This window comes from Streptomyces sp. ActVer, assembly GCF_027270795.1.
Lineage (GTDB): Bacteria > Actinomycetota > Actinomycetes > Streptomycetales > Streptomycetaceae > Streptomyces > Streptomyces umbrinus_A.
Window position 1 is genome coordinate 1 of record NZ_JAPWHT010000015.1, and the last position, 23,586, is coordinate 23,586.

At 68.9% G+C, this 23,586-nt stretch carries 22 protein-coding genes and 3 pseudogenes; 13 read left to right on the forward strand and 12 right to left on the reverse strand.

All coding sequences use genetic code 11. The annotated features are described in order from the left end of the window. A pseudogene (locus O3Q52_RS04395) lies at positions 1-370 on the forward strand (hypothetical protein); the annotation flags it as partial. A 154-nt stretch (positions 371-524) separates the two neighbouring features. Here the strand turns inward: O3Q52_RS04395 and O3Q52_RS04400 are convergent. From O3Q52_RS04400 to O3Q52_RS04415, 4 genes and pseudogenes are all read right to left on the reverse strand, one after another. Continuing rightward, positions 525-1,100: a DUF1062 domain-containing protein gene (locus tag O3Q52_RS04400; RefSeq protein WP_269647450.1), complete on the reverse strand. Its 576-nt coding sequence runs from the start codon at positions 1,098-1,100 to the stop codon at positions 525-527. Positions 1,101-1,341: 241 nt separating this feature from the next. Next, the gene (locus tag O3Q52_RS04405) at positions 1,342-1,986 is read right to left on the reverse strand and encodes a trans-aconitate 2-methyltransferase (RefSeq protein ID WP_269647451.1); all 645 of its coding nucleotides are present in this window, start codon (positions 1,984-1,986) and stop codon (positions 1,342-1,344) included. A 26-nt stretch (positions 1,987-2,012) separates the two neighbouring features. Further along, a pseudogene (locus tag O3Q52_RS04410) lies at positions 2,013-2,087 on the reverse strand (VOC family protein); the annotation flags it as partial. A gap of 30 nt (positions 2,088-2,117) precedes the next feature. Beyond that, complete coding sequence (locus O3Q52_RS04415) at positions 2,118-3,506, reverse strand: glycoside hydrolase family 43 protein (RefSeq protein ID WP_269647452.1); 1,389 nt, start codon at positions 3,504-3,506, stop codon at positions 2,118-2,120. 448 nt (positions 3,507-3,954) lie between these two features. Here O3Q52_RS04415 and O3Q52_RS04420 point away from each other — a divergent pair. Then, a pseudogene (locus O3Q52_RS04420) lies at positions 3,955-4,191 on the forward strand (cytochrome P450); the annotation flags it as partial. An 11-nt stretch (positions 4,192-4,202) separates the two neighbouring features. Then, positions 4,203-4,403 carry a ferredoxin gene (locus O3Q52_RS04425; protein WP_269647453.1) on the forward strand — a complete coding sequence of 67 codons (201 nt, stop codon included), beginning with the start codon at positions 4,203-4,205 and terminating at the stop codon, positions 4,401-4,403. Positions 4,404-4,633: 230 nt separating this feature from the next. Here the strand turns inward: O3Q52_RS04425 and O3Q52_RS04430 are convergent, their stop codons facing one another. Then, entirely contained in the window at positions 4,634-5,050 is a 417-nt protein-coding gene (locus O3Q52_RS04430) for an ATP-binding protein (RefSeq protein WP_332112862.1), read from the reverse strand. Between the two features lie 433 nt (positions 5,051-5,483). On the opposite strand from O3Q52_RS04430, the gene O3Q52_RS04435 reads away from it, so the two are divergent. The 3 genes from O3Q52_RS04435 to O3Q52_RS04445 all read left to right on the forward strand — a co-directional run bounded on the left by O3Q52_RS04435 (position 5,484) and on the right by O3Q52_RS04445 (position 7,325). Beyond that, complete coding sequence (locus O3Q52_RS04435) at positions 5,484-6,473, forward strand: hypothetical protein (protein WP_332112863.1); 990 nt, start codon at positions 5,484-5,486, stop codon at positions 6,471-6,473. Continuing rightward, entirely contained in the window at positions 6,473-7,000 is a 528-nt protein-coding gene (locus O3Q52_RS04440; RefSeq protein ID WP_269647455.1) for a GNAT family N-acetyltransferase, read from the forward strand. The genes O3Q52_RS04435 and O3Q52_RS04440 overlap by 1 nt, the downstream gene beginning before the upstream one ends. A gap of 64 nt (positions 7,001-7,064) precedes the next feature. Continuing rightward, positions 7,065-7,325, forward strand: coding sequence for a hypothetical protein (locus O3Q52_RS04445; protein WP_269647456.1), 261 nt, complete (start codon positions 7,065-7,067; stop codon positions 7,323-7,325). Positions 7,326-7,975: 650 nt separating this feature from the next. Here the strand turns inward: O3Q52_RS04445 and O3Q52_RS04450 are convergent. Continuing rightward, on the reverse strand, positions 7,976-9,604 hold the full coding sequence (locus tag O3Q52_RS04450) for an amidase (protein WP_269647457.1): 1,629 nt from the start codon (positions 9,602-9,604) through the stop codon (positions 7,976-7,978). A gap of 258 nt (positions 9,605-9,862) precedes the next feature. Between O3Q52_RS04450 and O3Q52_RS04455 the strand changes: the two genes are divergently transcribed. The 3 genes from O3Q52_RS04455 (at position 9,863) to O3Q52_RS04465 (ending at position 13,528) form a co-directional block, all read left to right on the forward strand. Further along, positions 9,863-10,555 (forward strand): hypothetical protein, encoded by a 693-nt coding sequence (locus O3Q52_RS04455; RefSeq protein WP_269647458.1) that lies wholly within the window; start codon positions 9,863-9,865, stop codon positions 10,553-10,555. 721 nt (positions 10,556-11,276) lie between these two features. Then, the gene (locus O3Q52_RS04460; RefSeq protein ID WP_269647459.1) at positions 11,277-12,557 is read left to right on the forward strand and encodes an MFS transporter; all 1,281 of its coding nucleotides are present in this window, start codon (positions 11,277-11,279) and stop codon (positions 12,555-12,557) included. Between the two features lie 206 nt (positions 12,558-12,763). After that, entirely contained in the window at positions 12,764-13,528 is a 765-nt protein-coding gene (locus tag O3Q52_RS04465; protein ID WP_269647460.1) for an alpha/beta hydrolase, read from the forward strand. Positions 13,529-13,576: 48 nt separating this feature from the next. Here O3Q52_RS04465 and O3Q52_RS04470 read toward each other — a convergent pair whose 3' ends face one another. After that, positions 13,577-13,993, reverse strand: coding sequence for a VOC family protein (locus O3Q52_RS04470; RefSeq protein WP_269647461.1), 417 nt, complete (start codon positions 13,991-13,993; stop codon positions 13,577-13,579). A gap of 82 nt (positions 13,994-14,075) precedes the next feature. Next, complete coding sequence (locus O3Q52_RS04475) at positions 14,076-14,468, reverse strand: helix-turn-helix domain-containing protein (protein WP_269647462.1); 393 nt, start codon at positions 14,466-14,468, stop codon at positions 14,076-14,078. Between the two features lie 169 nt (positions 14,469-14,637). Here O3Q52_RS04475 and O3Q52_RS04480 point away from each other — a divergent pair, with 169 nt between their 5' ends. The 4 genes from O3Q52_RS04480 (at position 14,638) to O3Q52_RS04495 (ending at position 18,496) form a co-directional block, all read left to right on the forward strand. Beyond that, complete coding sequence (locus O3Q52_RS04480) at positions 14,638-15,240, forward strand: tellurite resistance TerB family protein (RefSeq protein WP_269647493.1); 603 nt, start codon at positions 14,638-14,640, stop codon at positions 15,238-15,240. 227 nt (positions 15,241-15,467) lie between these two features. Further along, positions 15,468-16,385, forward strand: a complete 918-nt coding sequence (locus O3Q52_RS04485; protein ID WP_269647463.1) for an SGNH/GDSL hydrolase family protein — start codon at positions 15,468-15,470, stop codon at positions 16,383-16,385. Positions 16,386-16,503: 118 nt separating this feature from the next. Beyond that, a complete protein-coding gene (locus tag O3Q52_RS04490) occupies positions 16,504-17,865 on the forward strand; it encodes an NAD(P)/FAD-dependent oxidoreductase (RefSeq protein ID WP_269647464.1) in 1,362 nt (453 codons plus the stop codon). 202 nt (positions 17,866-18,067) lie between these two features. After that, a complete protein-coding gene (locus tag O3Q52_RS04495; RefSeq protein WP_269647494.1) occupies positions 18,068-18,496 on the forward strand; it encodes a cupin domain-containing protein in 429 nt (142 codons plus the stop codon). 32 nt (positions 18,497-18,528) lie between these two features. On the opposite strand, the gene O3Q52_RS04500 is transcribed toward O3Q52_RS04495, so the two are convergent. The 4 genes from O3Q52_RS04500 to O3Q52_RS04515 all read right to left on the reverse strand — a co-directional run bounded on the left by O3Q52_RS04500 (position 18,529) and on the right by O3Q52_RS04515 (position 23,533). Next, positions 18,529-19,422, reverse strand: coding sequence for a Gfo/Idh/MocA family protein (locus tag O3Q52_RS04500; protein ID WP_269647465.1), 894 nt, complete (start codon positions 19,420-19,422; stop codon positions 18,529-18,531). A 147-nt stretch (positions 19,423-19,569) separates the two neighbouring features. Beyond that, positions 19,570-21,756, reverse strand: coding sequence for an iron ABC transporter permease (locus O3Q52_RS04505; RefSeq protein WP_269647495.1), 2,187 nt, complete (start codon positions 21,754-21,756; stop codon positions 19,570-19,572). Next, positions 21,687-22,667: an iron-siderophore ABC transporter substrate-binding protein gene (locus O3Q52_RS04510; protein WP_269647466.1), complete on the reverse strand. Its 981-nt coding sequence runs from the start codon at positions 22,665-22,667 to the stop codon at positions 21,687-21,689. Before O3Q52_RS04510 ends, O3Q52_RS04505 begins: the two co-directional genes overlap by 70 nt. Then, entirely contained in the window at positions 22,664-23,533 is an 870-nt protein-coding gene (locus O3Q52_RS04515) for an ABC transporter ATP-binding protein (RefSeq protein ID WP_269647467.1), read from the reverse strand. Before O3Q52_RS04515 ends, O3Q52_RS04510 begins: the two co-directional genes overlap by 4 nt. Positions 23,534-23,586: the final 53 nt, after the last annotated feature.

The window sequence follows — 23,586 nt, forward strand, 5'->3', positions numbered from 1 at the left end:
GCTGCGGCACGTACCGGACGGCTCCAAAGCGGAAGCGACGGACCGTGATCGGCTACACCACGACCGGGGACACGACCCCGCCGAGGGGCGCCGTGCGCGCTTCGACCGCGCGCACCCCGCACTGAGCCGCTGTATCGGTTTCCTCTCGGCGATCGTGCTCGTCATCGGCCTGGTTCTCCTGATCCTTCAGCTCGCCGAACAGGTCACCCGGGATCCGGAGGGCGTCGCCCAGTACGTCGGGACCTTCACCTCGCCCATTGATCTGACGGTGTGGGGCAACGTCGTGCTCGGGGTGGCTACCGTGGCGGCCAGCACGGAGCGGGCGCTGCGGCTGCGCTACAGCCGGCTGCTCGACGGGGCGGCGGGCTGAGCTCGACTGGGCGGACCTGAGCTTGACGGAGTGGACTTGAGCTTGACTGGTGGGCGCCCGAGAAGAGGCTCGCCGTCGAAAGGCCGGCCCACCAGGGGGACCAGGGGTCTGCCCGGCGGAACTTGCCGGACAGACCCCTGGTCCCGAGCAGGGCTCAGCGCTTGAGCGTGAAGGTGAAGTCACCGGAGAGCTTGCCGCTCAGCCGGACCGCCGAAACGACGCTCCCCTCCATGATCAGTCTCTCGACCTCGGCCCGCGAGAGACCGAAGCCTTCGGCGATCAGCCGCACCGGCCGGACCGGGATCCGTGCCGCGAAGCGGACCGAGACGTCGATGGCATCGCTGACATCGCTGACGTGGTTCACCGCGCGGTCCAGGCGATCCCATCCTCCGGTGTCGAGACGCCAGGCGTTGACCCAGTCGAGGGCGATGCGGTTACGGCGTCGCACGGCTGGATCCTGGAGCAACTGGGCTGCCAGGCCAGGGTCGTTGTCGTGCAGCCGGTCCAGCAGCTCAGGTCGTACGGAGCGCACGTTCATCCGCTCCAGGACCGTGAGCTTTGTCGTTTCCCCGCAGACGGTACAGAGCGCGAGGAGCCAGGCGTCGATGAGCTTGTGGTTGGCGTTGACGCGAAATTTTCCGTTAGCCCGGAAACGCTCGGACGCGCACGCGTGGCAACGGCGGAGAACCAGCGGTAGGCAGGTGGGCATGACCACCCAGTCTTCGAGCACAGAAGTACACCGGTTTCAGTGAGAAGTCCGCAGCAAAAAGGAGCGCGGCGCAGATGCGCGACGCGCGACGATTCAGCACTCGGGGGGTCTCACACGGTGTACAACGGCACGTCCTTGCCCAGACGACTTGGTTCGGCAGCACGGTAGTGGCGCACAGCGGCGCTGCTCCACTGGTTTTTCGAGCGCCGCACCGCCGGGTTCCCTCCGGCGGATCATGGACCGGGCCAGAGCCGAAACGCGGCTAGGCGAAGGCGGCGGAACGTGGTTCTGCGATGCCGACGAAGAACTCCTCCCGTGTCCGGATGTCTGCGGACCACCCCAACTCGGCTAGTTCGCCGGTGAGTTCCTCCGGATCGTGGAAGACCTTCACGATGCGGTACTCGCTGCCGTCGTCGAGTCGACGCACTTCCCCGGCCACGTCCTCACGGGCGGTCGCGGAAGGGCCTTCATCGATGAAGATCGCTTTGCCGTGCGGCGTCAGTGCGGCGGCCACGGTGTTCCAGAAGTCACCGAGCCGGGACGGCGGGACATGGGAGAGCCAGAAGGCGAAGAACACGGTGTCGTACCGGCGCGGCGGCCGCCAGTCGAACACGTCGACGCGCTCGAACCGGACGTCGGCGGAAGCTGTCCGTGCTTGTGCGATACCCAGCACCTCCGGTGACGCGTCGACAGCGGTGACCGAACACGCCCGCTCGGCCAACGCTCCAGTCCACTGCCCCGTTCCGCAGGCCAGCTCCAGCACGTCCCCGGCAATCGGGAGGTCGCCGACCACTGTCAGCAGCTCGCGCAGACCCTCACGCTCGGCGTAGACCCGGTCGTACTCGGGCGCACGAGCTCGGTAGTAAGCCATCTGTTCCGTCAGCAGGGCATCCTCATTGACTGCCATGACGTCGACCCCGGTGTGGTCGGTGGGCCTGTGGCCTGCTGATAGAAGGCCGCCAGAGTCAGTGGATCAGGGCAGTCGAGTGTGATCGCGCTGAGTTTCATCTGCAGAGCATCCCAGGGGACGTGAGCCCATCAATAGCCGACGCGGAACGTCGCGTCCTGCTGTTCGGTGGACGTGGAGATCGGGTCGATGCGCAGCACGTAGTTGGCGTGGCGGATGTAGCGAGTTGGGTTGTTGTACGAGCGGAACGACGACCAGGAGCTGTCCGCGAGGCCCGCCGTGCGGTAGAAGGTCGCGTCGCCCGCATACGTCGACGTGCCGTCGTTTACGTCGAGTTGGAGCTGGTAGTTGTAGTGCCGGAGATAGCGGGTGGGGTAGTTGACCGACTGGAAGGACACCCCGGAACTGTCGGCCAGGCCCGGAACGAGCTTCCACTGCGAGTCGGTGTACAGGTCGAAGGGGTACGTGTCGATGCGGGCCGCGTAGTTGGCGTGGCGCACGTAACGGTCCGGGAAGTTGTACGACTTGAGCCGGTTCCAGGTCGGGGCACCCCACTTGGTGAGCAGGTTGTTGTACTCGGCCGTGGTGATCGTCGCGATGCCGCAGTGCTTGGAGTTGACCGGCTGGGTGTAGGTCTTCTGGTCGAGCGCGGTCCAGGTGCCCGAGGCAAGGTTGGTGGACTGCCAGGCATAGAAGACGCCGTTGGGGGTGTACGTGTCACCCCACAGGTACCAGGTGTTCGAGGTCAGTGACTTGAACACGGTCGGGGCCTCCGTGCCGCCGTGTGCGACGCCCGCGCTGAACTCCGTGAAACTGCCCGGGTTCAGAGAGCTGGACCTCGCCGCCACCAGTGTCTGGTTCTTCTTGAAGAAGAGGTAGTTGACGCCGTTGACGCCGACGGCCATGTTGCCGTCGATGACGTCGTAGCCGGGGTCGAAGAAGACCTGCGGGGCCGAGGCGGTGACGAAGTCACTCGTGTAGTTCACCATGATCACGTTGTGGCCGCTGGAGTTGACCGAGGAGTAGATGACCCCGTACTGACCCCGCCCGGCGTCCCAGAACGCCTCGGGGGCCCAGCTGTGGGTGGTCATGTCGTGGAGCTTGAGGCGGCGGTAGCCGGTGAAGGTGCGCAGGTCGGCGGAGTCCCAGACATGGATGTACTGGCTGTTGTAGCTCCAGTCCGTGCCCTTGAGGTCGGTGGCGATGGCGACGAAACTGCCGTCCTGCTTGCGCATGAGGAACGGGTCGCGCAGACCGAGGGCGCCCGCGGTGGGGGTGACCACGGGGTTGTTCTGGTTCAGCGGCGTCCAGTTGAGCGAGTCCGTGCTGACGGCGAGGTGAAGGCCGTAGTCGGTGCCCGCGCCCAGGCTGGTCGACTCCGTGAAGTAGCACATGACGTACGCCGAGTCGGCCGCGTGGGCGGTGCCGGCGCCGAGGGTCAGTACGCCGGACATGGCCAGGGGAGTGGCGGCGGCCATACCGAGGAAGAGGCGACGGGACGGCTGGGGTCTTGCGCTCATCTTGGTCTCCAGGCGGCGTGCGGGGGCGGGTGAGCGGCTGCGCGGCGCGGGGGAACGGGGACGTGAAGTTCACAGCCATGCAAGGAAGTTGGTCGAAATTTCGAACCAGGTTCGGAAAGTCGATCAGAAGGTAGAGCGCTGTTCAGCGCGCGTCAATCACTCTGTCGAGGCTGTGGTGAATCTGTGCCGCCGAGGGTCGCGGGCCTCCGGTTGCGAGGAGGTGCCTGGTTCGACGGATCGACCGAAGCGGATGGACTGCGGTGCGAGCGGCGTGGTGCCGTGACCCGGTGACGGGCTCGTCGGTACTCGCTGTGGCTGTCATCGACCTCCCCGCCCTGATCCGTAGCTTCCACGCGGATCACCCCGGCGTGGTGATACGGCTGCGGGTGTCCTCGACAGGGTCCGCACTCGATTGCTCCGCGTCAGCGAGGGATACCGCGACGGGGAGGTCTACGCCGAACCCGACACCCTCGACTGGCACCGCCCCACCCGCCATCACGTGGCGTTCGGCTTCGGTATCCACCAGTGTCTCGGCCAGAACCTCGCCCGTGCCGAAATGGAGATTGCCATGCGTTCCCTGTTCGAGCGGGTGCCCGGACTACGGCTCGACGTGGCGCCGGACGAGGTCCGCTTCAAACCGGGCGACACGATCCAGGGAATGCTGGATCTCCCCGTGGCCTGGTAGGGGGTCTCCTCATGCACATCGACATCGACACGGACGCATGCATCGGCGCCGGCCAGTGCGCGATGTCCGCCCCGGCCGTCTTCACCCAGGACGACGACGGCTTCAGCACCCTCCTGCCCGGACAGGAGGACACCACCGACCCGATGCTCCGGGAGGCGGCCCGGTCCTGCCCGGTCGGCGCCATCAAGGTGTCAGAGACCGCGCGACCGTGACTGCCGTGGTGGCCCCTTGGGCAGGGGCCATCGCAATTTGCTTGGACCGCATCTGCTTGAGGTCTTTCGAGGCCGCAACGAGGTCCCGGTCGTTGCGGGACAGTCGGACCTCTCCTCCTCACGGCAAGGGCGAGCCATCTGGATCAGCCGGCCCCTACTCCGTAGGGGGCTGGGGGGAGCTGCATGATCCGGGGCCGGGTGTCCAGTCAACGCTGGCGGCTGCCCCTTGGTCATTCGGTCGGCACGCTCTTCAGCTCGGCCCAGACGGTCTTGCCCCAGCGATGCAGGTCCGTGCCCCAGAGGTCCGAAAGGGCCTCGACCAGGACGAGCCCACGGCCCCGGATCTGGTCCTCGTTGGAGTCCAGCCGCATCTCCGGGATGTCCCTGGGGCGGTCGACCACCCCGAGCCGGATCCAGCCGTCGGAGGGGCGCGCGACGACGACCCGGATCGAGGGGCGCCGGGCGTGGTCGACGGCGTTGGAGACCGGCTCGGTGATGACGTTCAGCGCGTCCTCCACCAAGTGCTCTTGGTGCCAGGCAACGAGGGCCGTACGAACGAGGCTGCGAGCCACGCTCGCGCTCTCCGGAACACGATCTAGCGTTTGTGAGTATCCAGGGTGCCCTGTGGGGCTCGGCGTTGCAGTCACAGTCGTCAGGACCTCAGGGGTGCGGGTGCGAGCGGCCTTACGTGAGTGAACGGCTCCTCGCTGCCGGCTGGCAGGAAATACCGCCTCGGTGTGTGTTGGTCCCGACCGGAAATTTCGCGCCACTCGTGCTCACGGAGGGGCTGCCGATAGCTACGGTGGATACGTGGAGGGGAACGCGAGCCTCATCAGTGCCATGGAAGAGAGCGGCCTGACCCAGGTCGAGTTGACCGATGCCGTGAACACCCGACTGGTCTGCGACGGGCACGAGCCCACAGTGAGTGACCGGACTGTGCGGTACTGGCTGACCGGAAGAACCAGGTGGCCCCATCCGCGTCAGCGGAAGGCGTTAGAGGCAGTATTCGGAAGCACCGCCGAGGAGCTGGGATTCGTCAAACCGGCCCGAACACGCCCCGCCACCGAACCGGAGTCACCCGTGAGGCGCAGGAACTTTATCTCCGCCACTACCGGCACGACGGCTGCCGTCATCGCCCCGATCATCGCCCAGCACTCCGTGGGTACCTCCGACGTGATCCGCCTCCGTAGCGGCCTGGACGCTCTGATGGCCCTCGACGACACCGGGGGAGGCCACGAGGGTCTGGCGCGAGCCGCGTTGGCCGGGGCGGCCGAGGCGCTCGACAAGCAGAAGCAGGGCGCCTCCCAGCGCGTCCGGCTCCGCCTCTTCAGCATCGCCGCCGACTACACGGCCACGGCGGCCTGGAGCGCACTGGACGCCAAGCAGACCGACCGGGCCCAGGCCCTCCTGGGCAGGGCGTTGTACCTCGCCGGGATGGGCCAGGACCCCATCGCGGAGATGCGGGTGTGGAATTCGTACGCCATGCTCGCTCACCAGCGCAGAGAGCATATCGAGGCCGTGGACTCCGGCCAGGCCGCCCAGTACACCGCGATCACGCGGCGTGATCCGCTGTTCGCCTCCCTTGCCCACGCGCGGACGGCCATCGGTCACTCCAACCTCAACGAACGGCAGGCCGCCCTGCGGTCCCTGGGCCACGCTCAGGAGGCACTGGAGAAAGCCGAGTTCGACCAGCCCCGGCCGAGCTGGGTGGCCTTCTACGGGCGTGCCGAGCTGACGGCGATAACGGCCATCGTCCGAGACCGGATCGGCGACTCTGAGCAGGCCGAGGCGGCCAGCCACAAGGCATTGAAGGCGATCCCGAAGCAGTTCCGCAGGAACCGGGCCCTGGCCACGACACGGCTTGCTCTGGCCCAGCTCCACCAGCGGGACATTGATCAGGCGTGCTCGACGGCTTCGCACGCGTTCGAGCTGATGAACGGAGACCCTATCCCGGGCCGGATGCGCTCACTACTCGGCGACTACTACCGCGACTTGATCACCCTTGCGCCAGACGCCAATGTCGCCCGAGAGTGGGGAGACCGCTACCGATCCGAATGGAGCCGGGCCTGATGGCCGACTGGGACGTCCGCCGCTTCGCGCACCCCGATCTTCCGCAGATCCGCCAGGCTCTGATCGATGTGCACGACGACGCCTATGCGGACGCCATGGACGACGAGTTCAACCAGCGCTTCCCCTGGTTCGTCGACCACTGGGGCAAGAACCCGGACTTCGATTGTGTGATCGCGTACGACGGCGAGACGGCAGTGGCCTTCGCTTACGGCGCCCCGTCCACCCCGTATCGCGAGTGGTCGCGCGAACATCTGAGCCCCGCCCCTGACCCTGGGCAGGACCGTACGTTCTCCTTCTCGGAGCTTGCCGTCCGGACGAAGTGGCGCAAGGCTGGGGTCGCGGAGTTGGTCACTCGGGCGCTCCTGGAGGACCGGGACGAGGACCTTGTGGTCCTGCTCGTCGACACCGAACACCCCCGCGTCCAGGTGATGTACGAGGGGTGGGGCTTCCGGAAGGTCGGCGAGCGCCGGCCCTTCCCGGACTCCCCGGTGTACGCCGTGATGCTTGCCGAGCTTCCTCTGGGCTGAACGCCCAATAGGGGTTGGCAGTACGCTGAGCGCTCCTGCCGAGCCAGTATGACTGGAGGTCTGTATGGCTGATCAGCAGTCTCTCAAGGCGCACTTCGTTGCCGAACCCATCGAGCTTCCCGACGGTCGGAAGGTTCGCGTCAGCGCCTATCCCGACGGCAGTATTCGGTTCCGGGTGGATGGATTGCCGTACGTCCTGACCGAGGCGTATCTCAGCGGCAACCCTGAGAAGGACAAGGCGATCGTGAAGCTCTCGCCTGGTAAGCAGGGCAGCAATGCCTCCCACAACTACACAGAGTGGCTGGAGAGCAAGAACAAGAGCTAGACACAGAAAAGCGCCCGCGGCCCCCACGAGGGAGATCGGGGGCGCTGACGCTGTCTGGGTGCCCCGCAAGAGAGGCAAGTAAGTCATTCCTGATTCTGCGCCTTCGGGACGTGGACGTTGTCTCAACTCGCCTTGCGCGGAAGCCCGGTGGAGTACGAACTCCGTTCCCCGCCGGTAGCGTGAAACCAAGTAACTCGACTCCACCCAACTCGGGACAGTCCGGGGACTCCACAAATCTCAGTACAGCTCACCGGCCCGCCTCAGGGGAGCCCAGGTAGGTCCATCAGGTCCTCCAGCCCCCGGGGCTGGCGGTACACGCGGTTCGAGTGCCAGACGATCCCGTGTCAAATGTGGCCGCTCTGGACATCGGTCAGAATCGGGTGGTTGCCCTTGCGTTGCCTCCGGCGGTTGGTCGCGCTGTCGTTGTCTTCGCAGATCTCTACGACGTTTCAGTCGAGTTGAGAGGCGAGGGGTTTGTGGTCCCTCGCCTGGTGATCGACGCCGAGGTGCGCCCCATCAAGGGGATCGCTCGTGCGCAGGCACAGACCGACCCTGCTGGCTCCGGCGGAGTAGATGTCCTCCAGGGAAGTTGTGACAACTCAGCTACCTCGCCATGTGCTCGCCGCCCAGGCGTCCTCTCGTCCGTCGGGTCAGAAGCCGACATCGGCGTCCCGGTACGTCGGCGGTCGGCGGACGCGGGAAGCCTGCTCGTAGGCATGGGCGAGACGGAGCAGAACCGGCTCGCTCCACGCCGTACCCATGAAGGTCAGGCCGACCGGCAGGCCGAACGCGAAGCCGGCCGGAACGCTGATCGCGGGGTATCCGGCGAGCGCGGCGGGCGTCGACGAACCACCGCCGTAGCTGTCCCCGCGGATCAGGTCGATCTTGGCCGGTGGTCCGGTGGTCGGCATGACGAGGGCGTCCAGGTCGAAGCGGCGCAGCACCGCGTCGATGCCCTCGGCGCGTGAGAGCCGGTGGTTGGTGGCCAGCGCCGCACGGTATTCGCGTTCGGTGAAGTCCAGCTCGTGCACCGCCTCCAGGCCGTCCTGCCGCACGTAGCGGAGTTCGCGGTCGGCGTGGGCACGGTTGAACGCGATCAGTTCCGCCAGGCTACGCGGATGGTCACCGGGGGCGGCGGCCAGGTAGGCGTTGAGTCCACGCTTGATCTCGTACGCCTGGACGACCATCGAGCTGGGCAGGTCCTCGAGCTGCTCGGCTGTCGGGATGTCGGCAGGGTCGACCACCGTCGCCCCGGCCTTCCGCAGTGTGGCGATCGCCCGTTCCGCGATCTCGTCGGCGTGGTGGCTGTAGCCGAAGTACACCGCTCGCGGTACGCCGATGCGGGCGCCACGCAGCCCGTCGGCGTCGAGGAAACGGGTGTAGTCACGATGGAAGCGGCCCTGGCTCGCCCCGGTCGCCGGATCGCGGTCGTCGATCCCGACGAGCGTGCCGAGCAGGACCGCGGCGTCCCGGACCGTGCGCGCGATCGGACCGACACTGTCCTGGCTCGGCACACCGGGGATCACGCCGCCGCGCCCGACCAGTCCGACGGTCGGCTTCACCCCGACCACGCAGTTCGCCGAGGCCGGGTCGATGATCGAGCCATTGGTCTCCGTACCGATTCCGGCGACGCACAGGTTGGCCGCGACGGCGACCGCGGTGCCTGAACTGGACTCGTTCGGTGACCGGTCCAGTTTGTAGGGGTTCCTGGTCTGCCCGCCGCGAGCACTCCAGCCGGCGTGGTGGGTGAGCGACATCCCGCCGGCCCACTCGCTGAGATTGGTCTTGCCGAGGATGACGGCACCGGCCGCGCGCAGCCTGGCGGCGACCCCGGCGTCTGTCGCCGGCCGCAGGCCCTGCAGGGCAAGCGATCCGGCCGTCGTGTGCATCCGGTCGGCGGTCTCCACCAGATCCTTGAGCAGGATGGGCATGCCGTGCAGGGGTCCACGGCGGTCCCGCTGGGTGTCCAGGCGCCGGGCTTCGCGCAGGGCGTCGGGATTGACCTCGATCACCGCGTGCAGGAGCGGGTCGACGCGTTCGATGCGTTCCAGATAGTGGCGGGTGAGCTGTTCGGCGGTGAGCCGTCCGTCGTCCATCCGACGGCGAAGCTCGACGATGCCGAGCTCGTCCAGTTCCGTGGCCGCCGCGCGTGCCGTGTCCGCGGCTCGTCCCGTGGTCGAGGCGTCGGCACGGGCGGGGACTGCGCCGAGCCAGGGTGCGGCGGCTGCGGCGGTGCCGAGCGCGAGCACAGTGCGGCGTGGGGCGTTGTTCCGGTCCATTCGGTGCGGCTCCTGCGACGAAGTGATCGATATGCACCTTCACGCTAGAAGCGTGGCCGAGGATTTTCGCTGCGGCTGCCCCCCGGCTGTGTGGGGAGAGCAGCCCCCGGTCACCTCGGGGGCCGGCCGGAACGACTCTGGACGGCAGACCCCTGCGGGCCGTTCCTCCACTTGTGTGGATTCAAGTTGTTTGTCTGGTGCGGGTGTTGAGTCGCGGTTAGCGTGCCTTGACCGATGTGCCTCAAGGGGGAGCAGTAGATGCGTAAGACAGGCATCCGCAGGATTCTGGCGCGACTGACCGTCGCGCTGCTGGCGGCCACAGGACTCGTCCTGACCGGACCGAACGCCGCACAGGCCAGCACCGTCGTCGACATCCCGGCACCCACGCCGGGCGGCGTCTCCATGACGATGAAGTTCTACGGGGCTGTCGTGCCCCAGCCCTACACCCCGGACCCGGACGCCGCGTACAACGAACCGAACACCTGCCAGCTGTACTTCCGGCAGTTCGACCCGACTTCCGGCTGTGGTGGCTTCAAGCTCGGGACGGTGCTGCACAACGTCCGCGAGCAGCCCGGCTACAAGGCGGGACTGGCCGGAACCGGCTACTTCGACGCGTATGCGGACACCGACCGCACCTTCGGCTGTCTGCGCCCTGACGGCAGCTTCGACCAGTCCACCGCCTTCGTTGTCCACGAGGACCAGCGCCGCCTGTCCCCGGTCTACGTGGAGGGCGGCGCCGCCAACCTCGTCCAGCGCCTCCGGGACTACCCCGACGCCGAATACGGGCCCAACTGGTTCGTCAACTTCACCCCGATCGTGGACGTCGACTGCCCGGCCGGCATGACCCCGACCCAGTACGGGCTCAAGGTCAGCAACGTGCGGGTCTCGATCGACGACCCCGAGATCTTCGGTACGACGACGTGGGCCTACCCGGGGCCGTTCTACGCGTAGAACGTCGAAGAACCGGCGCGTACGAGGGCCTGCCCGGCCCTGAGAGGCTCCCAGGCCCTCGTACGTCACCTTGGGCAGTCGGTCCGGGACGACCCGAACTGTCCATCTCGCCAGTTGAGTTGACACCTGTGTCCGGGCACCGGTGCGGACATGACGCGGAAAACTCGTGCGCAATCCGTGGTTGATTGCGCAACAAGGCTTATGGCAAGGTCACTTCACAACTGTCGGGCGTGCCGCTTCATACCGCAGGCCTGATTTCCCTCTTGCCCCCACTCGAGTGGAGTCCGCGTGCCCAAGAGCTCGCACCCTGGCGTGGACGGACAGCGTCCCCGTCACAGCCATACCCGCCGCCGAGTGGAGCGGTACGCGTGGGGCGACAGACATCCCTTCGGTGCAGCACGGCCGCGGGAAACCCAGAGGCATGTCCGACGAGGCCGCGCACCTGTTCAAGGGCCCGCGCCGACGGTGCGCGGACGGCGGTGCGACGGCCGCGTATCGCGTACGAACTACGCCTGATGCCCTGCTGATCGAATGCGGAGCCGCCCGGCACGGCCTACGACGGAAGCTCCCCGAGTGCCGGACGCCGCCTTGTAGGAACGGCTTCGGCACATACTTTCCGGCTTCAGGCCAAGAATCATCGACCGGGTCCTTCATGCGACGGGCCGCCCGGGTCGGCCCTTCCCCTTTGTCATGCCACCGCTGACTGAAAGCACCCCACTCCGTGACCATCTCGATTTACGAGGGCCAGCCGGCCGGTCGGCACGCAGCCATTCCCCGAGGCAGCCTGCTCCGCCGGGTATACGCACCCAGAGCCTTCGACGCGCTTGCTTTCTCCATGAGCACCTATGCCATGCCGCTCCTGGTGCTGGCCACAACCAAGTCGGCCTCTCTGACGGGTCTCGCCTTCGCGCTGGAATGGCTTCCGCGGGTGGCGGCCTTCGGTCTGGCGGGCGACCTGGTCGACCGGCGTGGGGCCGCGATCGTGTTCTTCCTCGCCTCCCTGGCACGGGCGCTGCTCGTGGCGGCGGGCGGCGTCGCCCTGTTCATGCTTCCGAGCGGGACGGCCGAGACGGTCACCGTGATGGCGCTGGCCGCCGGAACGGGCGCCCTGACACAGTTCAGTTTCATCGCCAACGAAGCCGTCGGTGCGATCGTCAGCCGGCGTACGGCGGGCCAGGCGCACAGGGTGCAGGCCGTGCTGATCGGGATCGACCAGACCGCCACCCTCACCGGGCCCGCGCTGGGAGGTGTGCTCCTGCTCGCCGGACCCAGCCATATGCTCGCCGTCCTCGGGGTGTTGTCCGTCCTCGCGGCCTGTCTCGCCCTGCAAACCCCGCCGACGCCACTGCGCGGCTCGGCGAGGAACGGTGTGCGACGGGAAGCAGGGCTCAAGACCGGCTGGCACACGCTGAGTTCGCTGCCCGTGCTGAGCTGGCTCGTGGCCGGACTGGTCGTCTCCAACCTCGCGCTCGGGCTGTTGCAGGCGGCCAGCCCGATCATCGTGATCGAGCGCTTCGGGCTGACCTCGGCAGCCGTGGGCACCCTCTGGTCGGCGGCAGCGGCCTCCACCCTCCTCGCCGTCACGGCCTGCCGGTTCGCGCTCAACCGGCTGGGCCTGTGGGGAGTCGGCGTGGTCTGCTCCACCGTCGCGTCCGCGGCCTGCCTCGCCCTGGCACAGGCGCCCACCTACATCTCGTACGTCCTGGTCATGGCGCTCTTCATGGCCGCGGACGGCGGCCTGACCGTCGTGCTGCGCACACTGCGCTCACTCCTCATACCGCCGGCCGCCTTCGGAAGCACCCTCTCTCTGACCATCCTGCTCCTGCTGCTGCCCTTCCCGGTCGCGGGAATCGTGGTTGCCCTGACACCGTTGTCGGCGCTCCAGCACGCCATCCTGGTGTGCGGAGTACTCCAGGCCGCCGCCCTGGGCCTGGCGTTCCTGCGGCTGCGGGGCGATCCGGTCCTGCGCGGCTCCGGCAACATGGCCCAGGCGACGGCCTGACGGCGAGGTGGCCTCAGGGCCAGGAAAAGGGTTGGGCGGGACAACGCCCGGACTGCTAGCTTGCATTCGATCGTGACATTGAGCGAGGAGGCGAGACCCATGAACGCTGTATCCATGTGGGTGCTCCCCCTCCCTTCACGGTCGGGCGACTGACACAGGTGTCGCCGGGAGCGCCTCGACAAGGCACTCCCGAAAGGCAACACCCCATGAATTCCCTGCATTTCACCGCGGAGACATCGTCGAACGGTCTCCGCGAACGCGACTTCACCGTAGGTGAGATCCCCGGCGTGCTCTGGTCGCCCGCCTCCGGCTCCGACCGCGCGCCCCTGGTGCTGCTGGGCCACGGCGGCGGCACGCACAAGAAGGCGCCGGCGATGACGGGCCGCGCACAGCTCCTCGTCGCCGGCTGCGGTTTCCACGTCGTCGCCATCGATGCGCCCGGGCACGGCAGCCGGCCCCGCACGGCTCATGACGAGCAGGAGATCGCCGTGATGCAGCAAGCCATGGCGGCGGGCGAACCGGTCGGCCCGATCGTCGTCCGGTACAACTCCCACCTGGCGGAGCGTGCCGTACCGGAGTGGCGGGCGACCCTGGACGCCCTCCAGGAACTGCCGGAGATCGGCGCCGAAGGGCCCGTCGGCTACTTCGGTCTGAACATGGGCACCGCGATCGGGGTGCCGCTGACGGCGGTCGAACCCAGGATCACCGCCGCGGCCTTCGGCCTCCACTGGCCCGACGCCCTGACCGAGTACGCGCGGCGGATCACCGTACCGATCGAGTACGCGCTCCAGTGGGACGACGAACACATCCCGCGCGAGTCCGGTCTCGCGCTGTTCGACGCCTTCGCCTCGAAGGAGAAGACGTTGCACGCCAACGCGGGCGCGCACAAGGAACTGCCCCGGTTCGAGGCCGACAGCGCGGTCCGGTTCTTCGCCCGGCATCTCGGCCGGGCCGTGACGTCACCGGCGTGACCCGACGGGTATCGGCGCCCGGCCACCGGCCGGGCGCCGATATCGCCGTCACATCTCGGCCTTCGGCTGGGTGAAGCGGATGCTGTTGCCGAAGGGGTCGCGGAGCCCGCAGTCGATTCCGTACGGACGCTCGGTGGGTTCCTCGGTGAACTCGACGCCCCGGGCCAGCAGCTTCTCGTACGCCTTGCGGCAGTCGTCGGTGGTGAAGATCAGGTGGCCGCCCATCGCCCCCTTGGTCAACAGCTCCCGTACCTGCTGCGCCGTCTCCTCGGACAGCGCCGGAGGGCCCGGCTTCTCCAGCAGGATCTGGCGGTCGGGGTGACCGGGGACGTTGACGGTCAGCCAGCGCATGAAGCCCAGGGGCACGTCGGTGTTGACCTCCAGGTCGAGCTTGCCCACGTAGAAGTCGAGGGCCTCGTCCTGGTCGAGGACGTAGATCTGCGAGTGCGTGATAGCGGTGAACATGTGCATCACGCTATCGAGCCGGCCGGACGAAAACTTATCCAGAACTGCTCAGCCGACGGGATGGTACGGACCGTGCGGACGGTCAGTCGCTCGGACGCATCCACGCCATGGTGAAACACGTCGGTACGGCCGCGGACACCGCTTCGCGGCGGTACGCCCTCGGTGACCGGCCGACGATGTCGCGGAACGTGCGGCTGAAGGTTCCCGGGCTGCCGAAGCCCACCTGGAAGCAGATGTCCGTCACGCTGCGGTCGGTCTCCCGCAACAGGAACATCGCCCGCTCGACCCGGCGGCGCTGCAGATAGCGGTGCGGCGTCTCGCCGAACGTGGCCCGGAAGGTGCGTGTGAAGTGCGCCTGGGACACATGGGCGATCCGGGCCAGGGCCGGGACGTCCAGCGGCTGCGCATAGCCGCGGTCCATCGCATCCCGTGCCCGAAGCATGCGACGGTTGCTCTCCTCTGCGGCACGACTCACGAAGTCATCACATCACGGTCCCGCGCGGCCTGAACAGGATTGTTTTACGTTGCCTTTGCCATTCGGGAACCCTGGTGGTGGTGAGGAGCGTTGATCTGTCGCGGGGCGTGAACCAGCGCGACCGATGATCAGTACAGGACAGGCAACAGCAGAAGCCGAGGTGGCAGTAGTGGCGATGTGGGACCGGCTCAAGGACCAGGCCAAGAACCTCCAGCAGTCCCAGAGTGGCAGGGGATCGGGGGGACAGGGACAGGCTCCCTATGGGCAGGGCCAGGCTCCGTACGGACAGGGTCAGAGCGGTGGCCATGCGCCCGGTTCGTCCTCCGGTGGCTCCAAGGCCAAGCTGGTCGGGCTGCTCAAGTCCCAGCTCGCGTCGGTCAAGACCGAGCTCAAGAGCGGCGCCTACCGGGACGCGAGCATGGCCATGTGCGCGCTCGTGGCCGCGGCCGACGGACATGTGGAGCTCGCGGAGAGGCAGCGGGTCGAGGAGCTGATCGTCTCCAACGAGGTTCTGCAGAACTTCCCGGCGGACCAGCTTCGCCAGCGTTTCAGCAAGCACCTGGACCAGCTCATCGCCAACTTCGAGGTGGGCAAGGCCGAAGCGCTGCGGGAGATCGCCAAGGCCGCCAAGAAGCCGGTGGAGGCCCGCGCGGTCATCCAGACGGGCATCGTGGTCGCGGGTGCCGACGGGCACTTCGACCAGTCCGAGCAGTACGCCATTCGCGAAGCCTGCGCAGCCCTCGGTCTGTCACCCACGGAGTTCGGCGTCTGACAGCTGCCGCCGACTCAGCTGCTGCCGACTCCACCCCCGGAGTCGGCGGCCCCGTGACGTCGGCGGCCTCGTGGTCACGCCGAAGGGGATCCACGGCGCGAACCCGTTCCTCCTCCGCCCTACGCGCCTCTGTCCTGGGGGCGAACTGGCCGGTATACAAGTTCAGTCACCGTGCAAGGGCGCGCCGTCGGCGGCCAGGCTCGCGGTGTCGGACCCAGGGGGGAACCTTGAAGAACCGTCGCACCCAGTCCGGCAGCACGGCAACGAACCGCCGACGGGCGACCGCCGTGGGAGCGGCGGTCAGCGGCTGCGCCCTCGTCGTCGCGTCCGCGGCACCCGTCGCGGCGCACGGCGGCGGCCACGGCCGGGGCACGGACTACGTCTCGCTCGGTGACTCCTACACCTCGGGACCGGGGATCCCGACGCAGGTGGACGCGAACTGTGCCCGCTCCGACCACAACTACCCCTCACTCGTCGCCGCGGAGCGCAGAACGTCGACGTTCAAGGACGTGAGCTGCGGCGGCGCCACCACCGAGCAGATGTGGAAGGCACAGGGGACCAACCCTCCGCAGCTCAACGCGCTGCAGCGGGACACCGACCTGGTGACCGTCCAGATCGGCGGCAACGACATCGGGTTCAGCTCCATCATCAGCACCTGCGCCCAGCTGAGTTCGCAGGACCTCGCGGGGGACCCGTGCCGGCGTCACTTCAAGTCTTCCGGGGTCGATCAGCTGACGCTGAGGATCCTCGAAACGGCACCCAAGATCACCCGCGTGCTGCGGGCCGTGCACGCCAGGGCGCCGCACGCCCGAGTGCTCGTCGTCGGCTACCCCGCTCTCCTGCCGGACGACGGCAGCGGCTGCTACCCCTCGGTGCCGTTCGCGGCGAAGGACTTCCCCTATCTGCGCGACACCGGCAAGCGCCTCAACCTCATGATGCGCGTGGTGGCGCGGTTGAACGGGGCCGAATACGTTGACACGTACGGACCCACGATCGGACACGACATGTGCAAGGCCCCGGACATCCGCTGGGTAGAACCGCTGCGACCGGCCTCGCCCGCGGCCCCGGCCCACCCCAATGCAAAGGGCGAGGCGGCCATGGCGGGTGCCGTGCTGCGGAGCCTGAGCAAGGGGCACGGGCACTGACGGACCTCCCGCGAGGAGCCCGTCCGGCTCGCCTCATCGGAGGATCACCACGTGCGAAGGAGGGACTCAGGGGGCAGAGGGACCGTGGGAAGACAGAACGTGCGCGGCCGGTGAAGGGATGGACATCGTGGTACGACCGAAGATCCTGGTGGTGGGAGCGGGCTTCGCGGGAGTCGGATGCGTCCGGCGTCTGGAGCGCAGGCTCGGATCCGACGAGGCCGACGTGGCGCTGGTGACACCGGTCTCCTACCAGCTCTATCTGCCCCTGCTCCCACAGGTCGCCTCCGGAGTGCTGACCCCGCAGTCGATCGCCGTGTCCCTGCGCCGCAGCCGTAAGTACCGCACCCGCATCATCCCGGGTGGTGCCATCGGTGTGGATCCGAAGGCCAAGGTCTGCGTCGTCCGCAAGATCACGGGCGAGATCGTGAACGAGCGGTACGACCAGATCGTGCTGGCACCGGGCAGCGTCACGCGCACCTTCGACATCCCGGGCCTCACCGACAACGCCCGCGGTATGAAGACGCTCGCCGAGGCCGCGTTCCTCCGTGACCACGTCATCTCGCAGCTCGACCTCGCCGACGCCAGTCAGGACGAGGCCGAGCGGGCGGCGCGCCTTCAGTTCGTGGTGGTCGGCGGCGGCTACGCCGGTACGGAGACCGCCGCGTGCCTGCGGCGCCTGACGCAGAACGCCGTCAAGCGTTACCCGAGGCTCGACCCGAAGCTGATCAAGTGGCACCTGATCGACATCGCACCGAAGCTCATGCCCGAGCTGGGTGACAAGCTCGGCCGCAGCGCCCAGGAGATCCTGCGCAAGCGGGGCATCGACATCTCGCTGGGCGTCTCCATCGCGAAGGCCGGCCCGGACGAGGTCACCTTCACCGACGGCCGGGTGATCCCGACCCATACGCTGATCTGGACCGCCGGAGTCGCCGCGAGCCCGCTCATGGCCACCCTGGGCGCCGAGACGGTCAAGGGGCGGCTGGCCGTCAGCTCGGAGATGTCCCTGCCCGGCCACGACGGCGTCTTCGCGCTCGGCGACGCCGCCGCCGTACCGGACGAGGCCAAGGACACGGAGGGCGCCGTCTGCCCGCCGACCGCTCAGCACGCGATGCGCCAGGGCAAGCACGTTGCCGACAACGTCATCGCGTCGCTGCGCGGGCAGCGGATGACCCCGTACGTCCACAATGATCTGGGACTGGTCGTGGACCTCGGTGGCCTCGACGCCGTGTCCAAGCCGCTCGGTTTCGAGCTGCGCGGCCTGCCCGCCCAGGTCGTCGCCCGCGGCTACCACTGGTCGGCGCTTCGCACCAATGTGGCGAAGGTCCGGGTGGCGACGAACTGGGCGCTCAACGCGGTGGCCGGTCACGACTTCGTGGCTACCGGACTGCTGTCCCGTTCGTCCGCGAAGCTGCGGGACTTCGAGCACACGAGGGCGTACCTGACCCCGGAGCAGATCCGGGAGCGCACCGAGAACGGGTGACGCGAGGGGCGCGGGCGTACGCGGTCCCGTGAGCACACGGGTGGCCCGGACCGATCCGGGCCACCGGGTGTGGACGGCGATGCGCGGGGGCAGTGAGCCTGTCGGGCCCAACTCGTCGGAAGGGCCGACGAGTTGGGCGATCCGGAGGAGGATCCCCGTGAGCAGCACGTCTCGGCTGGGCAAGGTCCGCAGAACGTTCGTCATGACCGGCTGCGCGGCCGCACTCGCCTTCGGGTCGAGTTCCGCGCTCGCCACTCCCGGCAGCGGGGTCACCGGCACGATCCTCGCCCAGGGCACCTCGGCCGGAACACTGAAGGTCAAGGCCAAGGGGCGCACGGACGTCATAGTCCGGTCCATCACCATCGCGCCGGGCGGCACGACGGGCTGGCACTACCACCCGGGCCAGCTCATCGCCGTCGTCAAGTCGGGCACACTCACCCGCACGCTGCAGGACTGCTCGGTGGAGGTCAGCCAGGCGGGCACATCGTTCATCGAGCCGGCCGGGTCCCGTCACGTCCACGTCGGCCGCAACCTCGGGACCGAGCCGGTCGAGTTGTACGTCACCTACCTCGTCCCCAAGGGCAGCCCGCTGTCCCTCGACGCGGACGCGCCGGCGTGTGCCGGGAGTTAGGCACACGCCGGCGATTCAGCTCCGTAGCGCTCTCAGCGGACCTGGGGAGCGGTACCCAGCTGTGCTTCCGCATCCGTGAGGATCTCCGTCACCCGCAGGCCGAACGCGGCGTCGCACGGATGCGGGCGACCGGTGCGGGCGGCTTCGAGGAGGGCGTCGGCGGCCCGGGTGAGAGCCTCGACCGCCCCTTCGGCGGACCCAGGCAGAACGGTCACCCCGGCCTTGCCCCGCAGCTCGACGGCCGCTCCGGCGGCCGCGGGCGGGGCCGTCAGACTGAGAGTCAGGGTGCTCGACGCCCCGCTGACGTGATGGAGCACCAGGTGGACGGTGTCCTTCGGGCCCCGCGCGGCAGCGGCCACGCGCTCGACATCGCCGAGCACCGGCATCAGCACGGACAGGGCGTGCGGGCCGACATCCCAAAGGCCGCCCTTCTCCTGCCGCCACGGCGACGCGGCGAACGGGCTGTCGCTCGTGAACACGGCGCCGAGCCACTCGGCCCGTGCGGTGAACCAGCCCTCCGTAGCGGCCTGATCGGCGATCCATGCCTGGATCTCGGACTGGAAGCGGCTGGTGAAGAAGACGACCGAGGCGACGCCGGCCTGCTCGACCGCCTCGACGACGGCGCGCCCCTCCTCCACGGTCGCCGCGAGAGGCTTGTCCAGCAGCAGATGGCAGTTGGCCCGCGCGGCGCGCGCCGCGAGCGGTGCCTGCACGGACGGAGGCAGGGCAATGGCGACCGCGTCCACCTCGGCGAGGAGGGCGTCGACATCCTCGTACACGCGTGTCCCATGACGGTCGGCCAGCGCCTTGGCCGCGTCGGCGTTCCTGCCCCACACCCCCACGAAGTCCAGCTCGCGATGCCCGCTCAGGGCGGGAGCGTGAGCCATGTCGGCCCAGGGCCCAGTACCGAGCAGTCCGATGCGCATGCCGCCACCTCTCGTCGTGCGTGTCTCGTACGGTGGCCGCCGTACGTGATCGTCCGGCTCCACCCGGAGTGAGCTTTTCACGCAGGCCCGGACGCTGCCCAGCCCCATCCACCGCACCTGGGACCGCGAGTACACGGTCCCGCGGGGCTAGCGCCGGCTTCGTACCAGCAGATACAGGAAGTACGGGGTGCCGATGACCGCAGTCATCAGGCCGGCGCCCAGTTGGGCGGGGGCGATGACCGTGCGGCCGAGGAGGTCGGCCGTGCACACGAGTGCGGCGCCGAGGAGGACGGCGACCGGCACGACCCGTACGTGCCGTCGGCCCACGAGGGCACGTGCCGCGTGCGGGGCCACGAGGCCCACGAAGCCGATGGTGCCGGCCGAGGCGACGGCGGTCGCGCTGAGCAGGACGCTCACCACCAGGAAGCCGAGCCTGGCCGGGGAGAGCCGCAGGCCGAGGAGGCGCGGGGTGTCCGCGTCCAGGGAGATGAGGTCCAGCTCGGTGCGCCGGGCGACCGCGACGACAAGGCCCAGCACCAGCACGAGCGCGACGGGCAGGACGTCCGGCATGGTCCGGCCGTACGTGGAACCGGACAGCCAGGTCAGCGCCTTGGTGGCGTTGAACGGGTCGGTGAGCACGATGAGCAGGCTGACCAGTGCCGTCGTTCCGGCGGCCATGCCGATGCCGACGAGGACCAGCCGGTTCTGCTGGTAGCCGCCCCGGGCGGCCAGCCCGAAGACGATGACGGAGGTGATCGCGGCTCCCGCGAACGCGGCTCCCGCCACGCTCCAGGTGCCGGCGACGGGCACGGTGGTGACGAGGAGTACGGCGCCCAGTGCGGCTCCGCCGGACACGCCCAGCACCCCCGGCTCCGCGAGCGGGTTGCGGGTCACGGCCTGCACCAGCGTGCCGGCCAGGGCGAGCGCCGCGCCCGCGCACAGGGCCGCGAGCACCCGGGGCATCCGGGTGTCGAGGACGAAGGACACGGTCTGGCCGGCCCGCCCCTGCGCCCAGTTCACGACATCGCCGAGCAGGAGCTTGCTGTCGCCCAGCAGTGCGCCGGCGATCGTGACGCCGACGACCACGGCGACCAGGGCGGCCAGCGCGACCAGGAACGCCGTCCGGCTGGGGATGCGCAACCGGTCCGGTGCCTCGGCCCCGAACGTGTCCCGCACCCGCAGGGCCATCACCACCAGGAACACGGCGCCGATCAGGCTGGTGACGACGCCGGTGGGGACGGCGACGGCCGTGTCCGAGGGCACGAGGGCCCGCAGCAGCACGTCCGAGCCGAGGACCAGGCCCGCGCCGACCACGCCGGCCACGGGCAGGTTCGTACGGGTGCGGACGAGGCCCCGGAACCGGCGGGCGAGCGGACGCACCAGGGCCGGTGCGCACAGGCCGACGAAGCCGATGGGCCCGGCGAGCGTGACCGCCGCCGCGGACAGCAGCGTGGCCAGTACGACCACGGTCACGCGGGTGGCGCGGACCGGGACGCCCAGTCCGCGCGCGGCGTCGTCACCGAGGGCGAGTGCGTCGACCCGACGGGCGGTCAGCAGCAGGCCGACGAGCCCGATCAGGGCGACGGGCAGCATCTGCAGGACACCGTCGAAGCCGTTCTGGCTGATGCTGCCCTGGTTCCACTGGTAGAGGCCCTCGGTCTGCTCGGGGAACAGCAGGAGCAGGCTTTCCGTCATGGAGGTCAGGCCCAGCGTCAGCGCGGTGCCTGCGAGGACCAGTCGTACGGTTCCCGTGCCGAGGCCGGACAGGGCGAGTACGACGGCCGCGGCCAGGAGCCCGCCGGCGAAGGCGACCCCGGAGGAGGCGAGCAGCGGGAGCGAGACGCCGGTGGCGCCGACCAGTCCGAGCGCCAGATACGAACCGGCGTTCACGGCGAGGGTGTCGGGAGCGGCGAGCACGTTGCGGCTGACGGCCTGCAGCACGGCGCCCGCCACGCCGAGGATGACGCCGACCAGGATGCCGGCGGTCATCCGCGGCAGCCGGGAGGCGATCACGACGGACGCGTCGGCCGGATCGGCCTGCCCGGTCAGGGCCTTGAACACCTCGGCCGGTCCGACGGCGGCGGTGCCCTGGGTGATGTCGACGACGGCGAGGACGGCGACCAGGAGGACGAGCCCGGCCGTCACCGCGGCCGCGCCCGTCCGGGACGCGGCCGTCGGCGGACGGGTGACGGCGGGAGGCGTTGTGGTGACGGCCATGGCTCCGTTGCTTCGTCTGCTTCTAGTTCTGCTTCCTGCTACGTCGTCTACTTCGTCAGCGCGTCGACGACGGCGTCGATGTACGCCTCCATCGACTCGGGACCGCCGAACATCCAGATGCCGTCGGGCAGTCGGTGCACGTCGCCGGCCTTCACGAACGGCAGGGACGTCCACACGGCGTTCTTCGCCAGCGCGCCGGTGAAGGGCGTGCTGCCCTTGTCGCCGTCGTTGCCTATGTAGGCGAACTGGACGTCCTTCGGCAGGGCGGTGAGGCCCTCGACATCGGTGGTACCGAGGCCGTAGGCCGCGTCGCCCTTGACCTTCCAGGCGTTCTTCAGGCCGATCTGCTCGTTGACGGCCCCGATGAGCGAGCCGTTGGTGTACGGGCGCAGGGAGACCTGGTTGGAGGTGACGTAACCGTCGGCGAAGGCGAAGTCCGTGCCGTCGAGACCGGCGTCGGCCAGGGCCTTCTTGCCCTCGGCGACCTTGGCCTCGAAGGTCGCACGGGCCGTCTTGGCCTTGTCGGTGGTGCCGGTGGCCTTGGCGATGAGGTCGAGGTTCTCCAGCATCTGACCGACCTGGTCCGAGGCGTCGGCGGACTTGATCCCCAGCACCGGGGCGATCTTGCGCAGCTGCTTCACGGCCGCGGGCGGCAGGTCGGAGGAGGCCACGATGAGGTCGGGCGAGAGGGAGGCGACGGTGTCCATGCTCGGCTCGCCGCGCGTGCCGATGTCCTTCGGCTCGTTCTTGAGCGGGACGGCGGTGTCCCAGGTCTTGTAGCCCTTGACGTCGGCGACGCCCACGGGGTCGACGCCGAGCGTGATGAGGCTCTCGACCTCGTTCCACTCGGTGGCGACGACCTTGGTGGCCGGGCCGTCGAGCTTGAGCTTCGCGCCGGTGCCGTCGGTGAGGGTGATGGCCTCCGACTTCTTGTCGGACTTGTCCGCGGCGGGCTCGGTGGTGCCGCAGGCGGCAAGGGTGAGCGCCGCGGCGGTGGTGGCGGCCGCGGTGAGGAGGAGGCGTCTCATGAGGTGGTGCCGAGCCTTTCGGTTCGAGTGTTTCGTGTGTGGTGGCGGCCGATCGGGCGGGTGCGCAGCCGGCCGGTGAGGGGGTCTGTGTCGACGTCGATCCGGATGCCGTAGACGGCGGTCAGGCGCTCCGGTGTGAGGACGTCCTCGGGCAGGCCGTCGGCGACGATCCGGCCCGCTTCGAGCAGCGCGATCCGGTCGGCGATGGCCGCCGCCTGGTCGAGGTCGTGCAGGACGACTCCGACGGCGATCCCGTGGTCGTCCGCCAGGTCGCGGATGAGGTCGAGGAGTTCGATCTGGTAGCGCAGGTCGAGATAGGTCGTCGGCTCGTCGAGCAGCAGCACGCCGGTCTCCTGGGCGAGGCAACTGGCGAGCCACACCCGCTGCAACTGGCCGCCGGACAGGTGGTCGGCGCCCCGCTCGGCGAGGTCCGTGACACCGGTCAGGGCGAGCGCCCGGTCGACCGCGGCCGACGCGTCCGGATCGGGCCGGCCGAAGCGGCCGCGGTACGGGTAGCGGCCGAACTCGACGACGTCCCGCACGGTCAGTCCGCTGGGCGTGGGGCGGCCCTGGGTCAGCAGCGCGACGTGGCGCGAGAACTCACGGGCACTCAGGGCGAGGCCGTCGGTGTCGCCGTCGATCCTGAGCGTGGCGTGACGGCCCCGCTGCAACCGGGCGATCGTCCGCAGGAGCGTCGACTTGCCGCTGCCGTTGGGACCGACCAGCACGGTCACCTCACCGGGCCGGAGCGCGACCGCGGCGTCATGTACGACGTCGACGCCGTCGTACGACACGGTCACACCCGTGGCCGACAGCTCATGACCGCGCAGACGAGGGGTGTCGGCTGCTTCTTCACCAGATCTCACGCGGTGAAGGTTAGCCTACCCTAATTTGATCTTGAGAGGGGTGCCTCGGTACC

Coding starts and splice junctions, on each gene's coding strand:
- O3Q52_RS04405 (WP_269647451.1), bottom strand. CDS start 1,986: ATGGCAGTCAATGAGGATGCCCTGCTGACGGAACAGATGGCTTACTAC.
- O3Q52_RS04415 (WP_269647452.1), bottom strand. CDS start 3,506: ATGAGCGCAAGACCCCAGCCGTCCCGTCGCCTCTTCCTCGGTATGGCC.
- O3Q52_RS04425 (WP_269647453.1), top strand. CDS start 4,203: ATGCACATCGACATCGACACGGACGCATGCATCGGCGCCGGCCAGTGC.
- O3Q52_RS04440 (WP_269647455.1), top strand. CDS start 6,473: ATGGCCGACTGGGACGTCCGCCGCTTCGCGCACCCCGATCTTCCGCAG.
- O3Q52_RS04445 (WP_269647456.1), top strand. CDS start 7,065: ATGGCTGATCAGCAGTCTCTCAAGGCGCACTTCGTTGCCGAACCCATC.
- O3Q52_RS04450 (WP_269647457.1), bottom strand. CDS start 9,604: ATGGACCGGAACAACGCCCCACGCCGCACTGTGCTCGCGCTCGGCACC.
- O3Q52_RS04455 (WP_269647458.1), top strand. CDS start 9,863: ATGCGTAAGACAGGCATCCGCAGGATTCTGGCGCGACTGACCGTCGCG.
- O3Q52_RS04465 (WP_269647460.1), top strand. CDS start 12,764: ATGAATTCCCTGCATTTCACCGCGGAGACATCGTCGAACGGTCTCCGC.
- O3Q52_RS04470 (WP_269647461.1), bottom strand. CDS start 13,993: ATGTTCACCGCTATCACGCACTCGCAGATCTACGTCCTCGACCAGGAC.
- O3Q52_RS04490 (WP_269647464.1), top strand. CDS start 16,504: ATGGACATCGTGGTACGACCGAAGATCCTGGTGGTGGGAGCGGGCTTC.
- O3Q52_RS04495 (WP_269647494.1), top strand. CDS start 18,068: ATGACCGGCTGCGCGGCCGCACTCGCCTTCGGGTCGAGTTCCGCGCTC.
- O3Q52_RS04500 (WP_269647465.1), bottom strand. CDS start 19,422: ATGCGCATCGGACTGCTCGGTACTGGGCCCTGGGCCGACATGGCTCAC.
- O3Q52_RS04510 (WP_269647466.1), bottom strand. CDS start 22,667: ATGAGACGCCTCCTCCTCACCGCGGCCGCCACCACCGCCGCGGCGCTC.